Below are 10,000 nucleotides of genomic sequence, written 5' to 3'. Positions count from 1 at the left end.
CGTTTTGGTATGAAGTACTATCTCAAAGCCTCTTAATCAGGAAATCAACGTGGTAAATTCTTACCATCAACCCAAAAAGGAAAAAAAGAGAACGATATTTTTTTAAGATACCGGAGCCTCAGTCGGGGCTATCGTATTACTCACGGTCGGAACCGGCCGGGGTTTATAGGTCGTAGTCGGGACCGGAGTTGGTTTCTCGTTCTGCGCAGCACAAAGTTCATTTACGAAAGGATGAAGGGGAATTACCGATGCTGCAATAGCAGTAAACTCTTCTGCCTTTGCTTTTGCATCTTCCATGGTATCATATGAGCCAAAGACTGCAACAACATTTCCGTCAATCAGTCGTAAGAAGAGATGTGATGTCTTTCCATCAGAATATTTTCCATACTGGGTCACCGTATCGTTCCCAAATACCGGGTCGGTAAGGGCTGCAATACCGGTTTTTGCATTAAATTCATCCAGGTTTACTTTCAGGTTTTCCTGAGCAACCGGGGAACAATTCATATTCTGAAATATCTTAATGGTGATTACATTCGCGATATCATTATTATCCATGACACCGGTAGCCATCCCTGCATATGAATTTACGGCAAAATTTGACCAGTCGGCAGGCAATTTCACTACAAATTCATCGTTTATCGTCTGGTTTGCAGAAGTTACTGACTCGGCTGCAGAGACTGGGATGAGGACTGCAGCAATGAAAAGGCAAAAACAACTGCATAATCGAAATAGATCCATACTATCACGTACGGTTCATACGATTATGAATTTTCTGGTCATAGAAACAATATCACCCGGTAAAACAAGAGAGGATATCCCCCGATCTCTCTACTCAGATCCATTCAGGGCATCTGCATCAAAATATCCTCCTTTTGTCATTGAAACCAGCTGGTCAACAAAAGCAGACGGAAAAACATCGAGTTCAAGAAAGATATGTGCAGCAAATTCTAGAAATCCCAGGGGGTTGGCCGTTATAATGCCCTTATCTGAAACTGACGGTGAGGGAGTATAGAATTGTTCACCCCGGTATTGTGGTGCATGGGCCTTTAACCACTTTTTTCCTGCACTGGTATGTCGTACGGTATCAAGAAAACCATGCCTGGCAAGAAATAAAGTCCCCCCGCAGATAGCTGCCACCGGGATGTGTGCCTGAATGCACCTGGATATAAGTGATGCCAGCTGATCAGGATCCTCCTTCTCATAATATGTTGAACCGGGAAGGATTACCATGGCAACATCGTCGATGCTGACGTCATCAACTGAAAAATCCGGAACAATGGTAAGCCCCCCAACGGATCGCACCGGCTCTTTTGTTACTCCAAAGGTGCGAACCTGGTAACTATTGGTTTTGGGTATGGTGGTATAATGATCTGACAGCAGTGAGATTGCATACGCAGGTTCCCAGTCTGCCATTCCAGGACATAGAAAGAGATAAACGCTTTTTGATGGTGGCATTGAGATCTATAGTAATCTGCATACAGATCATTTACCCCTTGTCTTTCACTCATGATAGATCGCCTTCTATTCAGATTTTGTGCCCGCGATATGAAACCCGACTAAAAAGCTCCAGTGTAAAATCTGTATAAAATCATGCAAATTGGATTTTTACCCCCAAAAAACTCCTATTAAGATGACAAAACCAATTGTTACCTCCGTCTCATTCGCTCTTGGAAATTTTTAAAATTTTACAATTGATTTCGCCTTTTATCCCCAAATCACCGGTTCATCGATGGATCCCTCCATTTATTGATGTCACTAATTTTATATATGTTCACATAAAAATTTAGATTATACTAAAATTATTAGGTGAGTTATGTCTACGATCACTGTTGAGCAACTTCCCCCTGGAACATCAGGAATTATTTCGTCAATTCAGGGGGAACCGGCTATTCGTCGAAGATTAATGGAAATGGGCGTTCTGCCAGGTTCTGAACTTACCCTTATCAAATGGGCACCCCTTGGAGACCCTGCCGAATGCAACATTCGTGGGTACAAACTCTCCCTCCGTAGGGCAGAAGCGGCCCTGATAACCGTTGAACCAAAGAAGGGGAAGTGAGAGCGCCATGGTTCCTCTCAGCCTTACAAAGAGCGGTGAAAAGGTTGTAGTCAGGTCAATCTGTGGGACCGGCCACCTGGCGAAAACTCTGGGTCAGCTCGGGATCATTATCGGAATCGAACTTACAATCATTCAAAAAGCAAAAGAATCAGTGATTGTCCGGATAGGAGAGAGCAGATACGCCCTTGGAGCCGGAGCAGCCAGCATGGTTCTCGTTGAACCACGAAAATGAGGATACGATGAAAGATATTCGTATATTATTTGCAGGAAACCCGAATGTGGGGAAAACCACCCTGTTTAACAGCATATGCGGGGTACACCAGCACACCGGGAATTATCCTGGAGTGACGGTTGAGATAAAGACAGGAAAACGGCAGATCAATGGCCACTCAATCATTGTTTCTGACCTTCCCGGGACATACAGTCTGTCAGCATTTACTCCGGATGAGCAGGTTGCCCGTGACGCACTCCTATCGTCTGGTCCGGATGTAGTCATCCAGATCATTGATGCCACAAATATCGAAAGAAACCTGTTTTTAACCACACAATTGATGGAAATCGGACTTCCAATGGTCATCGCTCTCAATATGTGTGATCTTGCAGATGAACAAGGAATGACCATCGATGCCGATTGCCTTGAGAGGAATCTGAAGATTCCGGTTGTCAGGATTGTTGCACGGAAAGGAGAAGGAGTAGAGGAATTAATCAAAACCATCATTCAGGTCTCCACACATAAAACCCCCGCCGTCCACAGAGCGGTCGAATACCCCCATTCGGTCACATCCCACATCTCCGAAATCGGTAATTATCTCAGTGCACACGCATCACTATTGGGCAGTCTTTCTCCTCACTACGCAGCAATACGGTTGATGGAAGGTGACGAACACCTTGAAAAGATGCTGCATGAAAAAGGATGTACCATTCCATTCATCGATACCACTGATCCGGCAGAGCGGGACGGTATTGCTGAGGACATTTTACTTGCCAGATACAAGATTTCGGAAGAGATCACAACCTGTTCAGTACAATGTTCCATGGGCAGGGTCATGCCCGGTGATCTTATCGACCAGGTCCTGACACATCGGTTATTCGGGATACCAATCTTCCTCTCATGCATGTGGTTTGCGTTCCAGCTCACCTTCAGTGCTTCCAACCCGTTCATCGTCGGAATAGAGTACATATTCGGGTATTTCACTGAGCTCATGAACAGCGTCGATATGGATCCATTGATCAGATCATTTCTGTCTGACGGGGTAATAGGCGGAGTGGGATCGGTGCTCGTCTTTGTTCCAAGCATATTTGTCATGTTCCTGCTGCTCTCCATCCTTGAAGATACGGGATACCTGGCCAGGGCAGCATTTGTCATGGACCGGCTTATGCATTCGGTCGGTCTGCATGGTCGTTCATTCATTCCGTTCCTTATCGGATTTGGGTGTAATGTGCCGGCTATCATGGCAACCAGAACACTGCAGAGCAGAGCAGACCGGATTATTACCATCATCACCATCCCGTTCATGTCCTGTGCAGCACGACTTCCCGTATATGTACTCTTTGCAGGCGTATTCTTCGGAGCTGCTGCAGGAAATGTCATATTCTTCCTGTATGTCCTCGGAATCGTGGTTGCAATCCTGTCAGCCCTGATATTCCGGCGGCTGGTATTCAAGGATGAACCATCACCCTTCATCATGGAACTCCCACCATACCGGAAACCCAGCGGATTTGCTGCAGCGGTTCATATGTGGTTCAAAGGCAGGGAATACCTGAAACGTGCAGGTCTTGTCATCTTTGGAGGAGTTATCGTCGTCTGGGCATTAGCAACCCTCCCGGCAGGAGTTGAATATGGATCAGCAGACAGCCTTGTAGGAATCATCGGACAGGTATTCCAGCCAGTATTTGCCCCGCTTGGGTTTAACTGGCAGCTGGTCGTCGGACTCATCTTCGGATTCATCGCAAAAGAAGTCGTCGTCGGATCTCTTGGAACCCTCTATGGAGGAGAAGAGATGCTGGAATCATCCCTTGCTGCAGACCCGACCTTACATCCGATAATTGCCCTGGCATACATGGTCTTTGTCCTCCTCTACCTTCCCTGTGTGGCTGCACTCGGAGTAATCAGACAGGAGATGGGCACCTGGAAATGGACAGGAATCGCAATCGGATGGGGAATTTTCGTCGCATACGTCTTCGCATTCATCATAGTACACGTAGGTTCACTCTTCATCGGAGCATAAACATGAATAATACAACATACCCTCACCAGTATCTCTATGGGTGGACAGGAATAGTAACACTGACCACCGGTATCGCCGGTATCATATCAATACGAGAGGGAGCCGGAATAGGGACTGGTCTTTTCATCCCGGATATCCCCGGTGGATGCATCCTTCTCCTTATCGCTGCACTCTTCGCTACTGCAGTCATAAAAGGCAGAACAGACCGTCCGGGCTGGATCAGCTTCTCCTACATCGGGGCCCTGCTCCTGGTAGTATTTGCCGGATGTGCAATCCTGGTTGAAACCGGTAATTTCCTTACCCTCATCATGGAGGGTGAAGAGGCACATCTCCTGACTATCGTTAGTTCATCTTTCATATGGGCAGCAATTCTCGCCATACCCCTCCTTGCCGGAGTATCAAAACTCCTGTATGGGTGTTCATGTGGAGGTGACTGCTGTGAGTGAAGGTCTTGAAATTCTTCAGCTCATCAGGAAACGGGGGGGATGCCTCCTCTCCGAACTTGCTCTGGAACTTGATATCCCGGTACAATCAGTACAATCCTGGATTTCCATGTGGTGCAGCACCGGGTATCTGAAACGGGACGGAGAAGAATCAAAAGGTTGTGCATGCAGGAAAAGCGGTATGAAATGCGTCTGCTGTCATTGTACCTGTGAAGAAAAGAAAAATTTCAGTGAAAGCAGAGTAGAACTCACGCAACGGGGACAGACCCTAATCAGGAGGAAATGGGATGAAAAAACAAGTTCAGAAATTATCTCAGGCAATGGAAGATTACCTCGAGACAATTTATGTTCTCAGTAAAGACAAAGGATATGCACGGACCGGGGAGATAGCCAGGTCACTGAACGTCTCACCATCTTCCGTGGTTGAGATGGTCGGAAAGATAGCAAAGCTCGGTTTTGTTGAATGGAGACGGTATGAAGGGATATTTCTCACTCAGGAGGGAAGATTACGGGGAGAAGTCATTCACATCCGTCATGAAACACTGCGACAATTTTTTGAATTTATCGGGGTTTCCCCGGATATTGCAAATAAGGAAGCCTGTATTATCGAACATGAGTTATCCCCCGTCACTACTTCTGCTATAGGAAACCTGGTAAGTTTTTTGGGCACTCCGGCTGGAGGTCAGACCATATCTGCCCTGAAATTCTTTCTGAAGATGCAGAATACCGGGATATCATGGGAAAATGCAGCAACCGTTCAGGAACCGGTTTTAAAAGAGATGGTCATGCACTCAGCACGGAAATCTCAGGCAAATCATGAGATCTTATCGCTTATTACCCGCCATGACCTGCTCAATACGATAACCGCCCTGTACCGGTACCTGGATCTGCTGAGGACCATGACGACCAGTGAAGAGATGAAACTTGTTGTCTCACGTATCGAAGGGACAGTCCAGGCGATGAACAGACAGGTATCAACCAGTTCAGATCATCTCATTCCAGGTCTTGCAGGACAGAAATGGATGAATCTTGGTCAGCTCATCACCCATGCAGAATCAATGGTGCTCTTAGGATCAGCAGTCGTTGAGCAAAATCTTGATTTAATTGAAATATTCGGAGATACTTTAATCGAAAAAGTGGTATATAACCTGATAGACAACGCAATCAGACATGGAGACGGGGTGACCCGGATTACATGCGGTTATATGCAGAAGGAAAACTCGCTGGTATGGTTTATCCAGGATGATGGCATCGGAATCCCTGACGAGTATAAGGATCAGCTGTTTCGGACATCTGCACAGAATAACAGAGGAACCGGCCTGTATCTTGCATATCAGGTCCTGAGTGCCTGCGGTATGCAGATAACAGAATGCGGTACATATGGAGCAGGAGCACGATTTGAGATAATGATTCCAAATGGGCTGTACCGGTTTGTGAACATGCCCATACCCAAAGCCGAACCGGTTTTACCTGACATCAGTCAACCCATATCTCATCCCTGCTCATTTCAGGTTCAATAAATTCTTTTTTTTCGTATTTTTTTATTCCATTTCTATAAGAGGGGTTCATTGGATAACCAGGATTATTCAGACAATAGATTTTGGAAAAAAGCAGTAATTACAAAATCAAATGATTTTTTCAGATAATCAATTCGTTGAGAGAACCCAGGGTGAGATCGGATAATCTCTGAACCATCCAAAACAGACACTAATGGAGCTGCCGGAAAGGAGGGATCTCTGCTTTGGTTAATTCAGGTGTGGAGATTACACGATCCTGATTGTCTGTCATTTCTTCATGACCGCAGATGATAACCAATAGTTACCATCAAATTCAGACAATAGTGACGACCTGCATGACCTCTATAATTGATTATCTGTGATATCATTCGCTTGAACAGTACCCATCAGCCGGGTATCATCTTCTGGAATATCCATATATTTCCAAAGAAATTCCGGAATGAGATCCAGTGCCAATACCCCTCTGATAGATGCATGACTTCCCATGTGACCTCCGTGTGTGAACTGATTATCCACCTAAACAAAGATGATGTATCTTTGTTTGAATATTCATCCAACAGACCGATCCATTTAGAACGGTTCGGAATGTATGGAAGATTGCGAGGTTTCATCCATCAGATGATGGAGATGCTCGTCAAGGTTTTTAATGTGACTGATGAGAGCTTCCAGGTCCCGTTGAACGTGTTCGATATCCCCATGAACATGGAAGAGCTCATCTTTCATATGAGAGATGAGATCTGATTTTTCACTCATTCAATACTCCTGGTTTGGGATTTTCACTCCCGCATATCACTTTCTGTTTTTTGGTAGAGATGAGAGGTGACCGAAAAAATTTCTGAAAGAAAAAAGTTACTGACTATGAATTCAGAACAGAGGGGACTGACTCATGAAACTCAGCAAAAACCTTCATGACCCTCCCTTCAGGATCCCGATATGAAGTTGCGTACAAGAAGATCTCCTGTTCTCTGTCTCTGCAGGTAATGGTGAACGGATGCCCGGTCACGTACCCGGTTTTGGACATCATATCAGTGCAGACATTTCGGATCTTTTCCGGTTCCAAAAACCATCTGGCAATGTCTGTTCCGAGAAGATCAACTCTTGAATAGCCGAAGAGATTTTCAGTTGCAGCATTCACATCACAGATAGTCAGATCAGGAGACAAGGTGACCAGCGGATCTATATGTGATTCAATCAGTATCCGATGATACAAATTCACCTCTTCAAGATCCTGGTGCATTTTCTTTTCCAGAGTAACATCGCGGACAGATTCAATCGCCCCTATGATCTTTCCATCAGGATCATAGACATGAGTGGATGTAACCCTGAAGGTGACTGGCATGGTCTGACGCTCACAGGTCACTTCGGCAACGACCATCCCTTCCCGCTCTTTTAGGATTGTCCAGCAATCAGGGTACGAAATCCCGGGTTGTATCAGAATATCCCCTACCACAACATCAGAGGATGCATAAAATGGGATGAGATGTGCAGGATTTTTCTTGCCAATTGCTTTATCTGCCGCAATGCCGGTCAGCCCTTCCATCTCGTGATTCCATGCCAGAACTCTTCCATTCGTATCAAAAGCATATGCTGCATCAGGCAGATGGTGAAATATCGAATAAATCAGTTTTTCTGACTCCCGAATTCTGTCTTCATACCTCCGCTTGAGAGCCGCCTGCTGAATAATATGCGCAAGTTCGGTAAACTGAACAGTGGGAGTTCCACCTTTTCTGATATAATATGAGGCTCCCCGGTTTAATGCCTCAATGACCACCTCTTCCCTCCCTCTGCCGGTGAAGAGTATGAAAGGAATATTATTTCCCATTTTTCGTAAAACCGAGAGAAACTCGAAACCATTAATGCACGGCATGTCATAATCAGATACAATTGCATCAAATGACTCGGATGAGAGAATATCTAGGGCATCTTCTGCGCATTCTGAACTTACGACAGATATATTCCCTTTTTTTTCAATAAAAAGAGAAGAGATCTCAAGCAATGAAGGTTCGTCATCTACGAGCAGAACTCGATTGATGTAATCAGGAGAGGATTCTTTTACATCAACGCTGAGGTGTGGAAACAAAACTGAAGAGAGGGCAGGACGTGTTTCTGATGAAATCTCGTGGTTGAAAAGATCTGATTGAGCTGGTGAAAGCATGTAACACACTTATTTTATTTGGTCCATTTAGGACAAACCCAAATTTTTTTTGGAGAGATAAAAAACAGATATTTAGGAATTCATATATTCAATAAATATAAATATCAATAATCCAAATAGTTTGATAATCAAACAATTCGATATCCGAGTGAATGAACAATGGAAGAAAAAGATCATCTCAGAGAAGAATTAAACGAAAAACTCGTAGAATTTTTTGACCGGTTCACCTCATGGGAATCATCGGTCATTGAATCTGGAAACATGAAGATATCTGATGCACATGCCATCGAGATTCTTGGTCATCATGGCCGGATGAATATGAAAGAACTGGCATGCAGACTTGGTATCACCACCGGGACAACCACCATGGCTGTTGATCGTCTGGAGAGGGGAGGATTTGCAAGACGGGTGAGAGCAGAACATGACCGGCGATCCTATATCATTGAACTAACCGAGGAAGGGACACTGGCATATGAAGAGCATCACCGCCACCATCTGAACCTGGCAGGAGAAATCGCCTCAGTCCTCGGGGAAGATGATACCCGGACCTTCATTGAGATTTTGCAGAAGATAAATGAGCATATTTAAAGTAGGTGAACCATCCATGACTTCAGAAGAGAGAACCTGCGATAGGAAGACCGGCTGCTCTCATGATTGTGGGTGCATTCATGACCATGCGGAAGAGGACCTGAAAAAGACCATCATACGAGTGCTCATAGCCGGGGTTTTTGTCTTCATCGCCGTACTGACGGAATATACTATCATCCCGGTTGAAGAGATTCAGATCCCTGCAGCTCTTGCAGCCCTTGCCCTCACTGCCTACCCAATTATCAAGGAAGCAATCCAGGGACTTATCAGAAGAGAATGGAATGTCTGTGAACTTGCAGCCCTTGCTCTTGTTGCAGCGGTGCTGATTGGAGAATTTACTGCTGCTGCTGAAATAGCCCTCATCCTCACGATTGGAGAACTGGTAGAAGACTTCCTCTACACCAGGACAAAAAAAGACCTGAATATGATGGTGCAGGCAGCCCCCACGACAGCCAGTCTCATTCTTGATGAAACAATTCACGAAATACCAGTTGAGGATATCAGGACCGGTGACCAGATCATGATCCATCCGGGTGAGAGAATCCCCGTGGATGGGTATATCGTCACCGGGCATTCGGACGTGGATGAATCCTTCCGCACCGGAGAAAGCCTTCCAATCAATAAAAAACCCGGTGATGCCGTTTTCTCAGGAAGTATGAACCTTGACGGGGCACTGGTTATTACCGCATCAAACCCTGCCGCTCAGTCATCCTATGCAAAAGTTGTGGAACTGGTCAAAGAAGCAGGACTTCGAAGGCCTCCGTCCCATCCGATGATAGATAGGTTTGCCGGGTATTACACGCCGGTCATTCTCATCATCGCCGGTATGATTACCCTTATAACCGGTGACATAACCAGAGGTATCACTGTCCTTATCGTCTCCTGTCCCTGTGCACTCCTCCTGGCCACCCCGTCAGCTGTCCTTGCAGCGATTGGTCCTGCAGCGAAGCGGGGGATTCTTATAAAGAGTGGGAAATTCCTTGAGGTATGCAAGCAGATTACCATATTTGTTT

The 10,000-nt window shown here is 45.5% G+C and carries 11 protein-coding genes; 7 read left to right on the top strand and 4 right to left on the bottom strand.

Features of this window, described 5'->3' with window-relative positions; translation table 11 throughout:
* Positions 1-102: 102 nt before the first annotated feature.
* Complete coding sequence (locus LDL35_RS02520) at positions 103-738, bottom strand: hypothetical protein (RefSeq protein WP_304019190.1); 636 nt, start codon at positions 736-738, stop codon at positions 103-105.
* 90 nt (positions 739-828) lie between these two features.
* Positions 829-1,455 (bottom strand): type 1 glutamine amidotransferase family protein, encoded by a 627-nt coding sequence (locus LDL35_RS02515; protein WP_304019188.1) that lies wholly within the window; start codon positions 1,453-1,455, stop codon positions 829-831.
* Positions 1,456-1,813: 358 nt separating this feature from the next.
* On the opposite strand from LDL35_RS02515, the gene LDL35_RS02510 reads away from it, so the two are divergent.
* The 5 genes from LDL35_RS02510 (at position 1,814) to LDL35_RS02490 (ending at position 6,247) form a co-directional block, all read left to right on the top strand.
* On the top strand, positions 1,814-2,056 hold the full coding sequence (locus LDL35_RS02510) for a ferrous iron transport protein A (protein ID WP_304019186.1): 243 nt from the start codon (positions 1,814-1,816) through the stop codon (positions 2,054-2,056).
* Between the two features lie 7 nt (positions 2,057-2,063).
* Positions 2,064-2,288, top strand: coding sequence for a FeoA family protein (locus LDL35_RS02505; RefSeq protein WP_304019177.1), 225 nt, complete (start codon positions 2,064-2,066; stop codon positions 2,286-2,288).
* Between the two features lie 7 nt (positions 2,289-2,295).
* Positions 2,296-4,284: a ferrous iron transport protein B gene (gene feoB / locus LDL35_RS02500; RefSeq protein WP_304019176.1), complete on the top strand. Its 1,989-nt coding sequence runs from the start codon at positions 2,296-2,298 to the stop codon at positions 4,282-4,284.
* Positions 4,285-4,286: 2 nt separating this feature from the next.
* Complete coding sequence (locus LDL35_RS02495; protein WP_304019174.1) at positions 4,287-4,730, top strand: hypothetical protein; 444 nt, start codon at positions 4,287-4,289, stop codon at positions 4,728-4,730.
* 284 nt (positions 4,731-5,014) lie between these two features.
* Entirely contained in the window at positions 5,015-6,247 is a 1,233-nt protein-coding gene (locus LDL35_RS02490; protein WP_304019172.1) for an ATP-binding protein, read from the top strand.
* A 567-nt stretch (positions 6,248-6,814) separates the two neighbouring features.
* Here LDL35_RS02490 and LDL35_RS02485 read toward each other — a convergent pair.
* Positions 6,815-6,997 (bottom strand): hypothetical protein, encoded by a 183-nt coding sequence (locus LDL35_RS02485; protein ID WP_304019170.1) that lies wholly within the window; start codon positions 6,995-6,997, stop codon positions 6,815-6,817.
* Between the two features lie 103 nt (positions 6,998-7,100).
* Entirely contained in the window at positions 7,101-8,399 is a 1,299-nt protein-coding gene (locus LDL35_RS02480) for a response regulator (protein WP_304019168.1), read from the bottom strand.
* 159 nt (positions 8,400-8,558) lie between these two features.
* Here LDL35_RS02480 and LDL35_RS02475 point away from each other — a divergent pair, with 159 nt between their 5' ends.
* On the top strand, positions 8,559-8,987 hold the full coding sequence (locus tag LDL35_RS02475) for a MarR family winged helix-turn-helix transcriptional regulator (protein ID WP_304019167.1): 429 nt from the start codon (positions 8,559-8,561) through the stop codon (positions 8,985-8,987).
* The coding region (locus LDL35_RS02470; protein ID WP_304019164.1) for an HAD-IC family P-type ATPase at positions 8,974-10,000 on the top strand (1,027 nt) is incomplete at its 3' end. The genes LDL35_RS02475 and LDL35_RS02470, both read left to right, overlap by 14 nt.

The sequence above is a fragment of the Methanospirillum hungatei genome, from assembly GCF_020216685.1.
Classification (GTDB): Archaea; Halobacteriota; Methanomicrobia; order Methanomicrobiales; family Methanospirillaceae; genus Methanospirillum; species Methanospirillum hungatei_B.
This window is presented reverse-complemented; position numbering and strand designations above follow the sequence as displayed.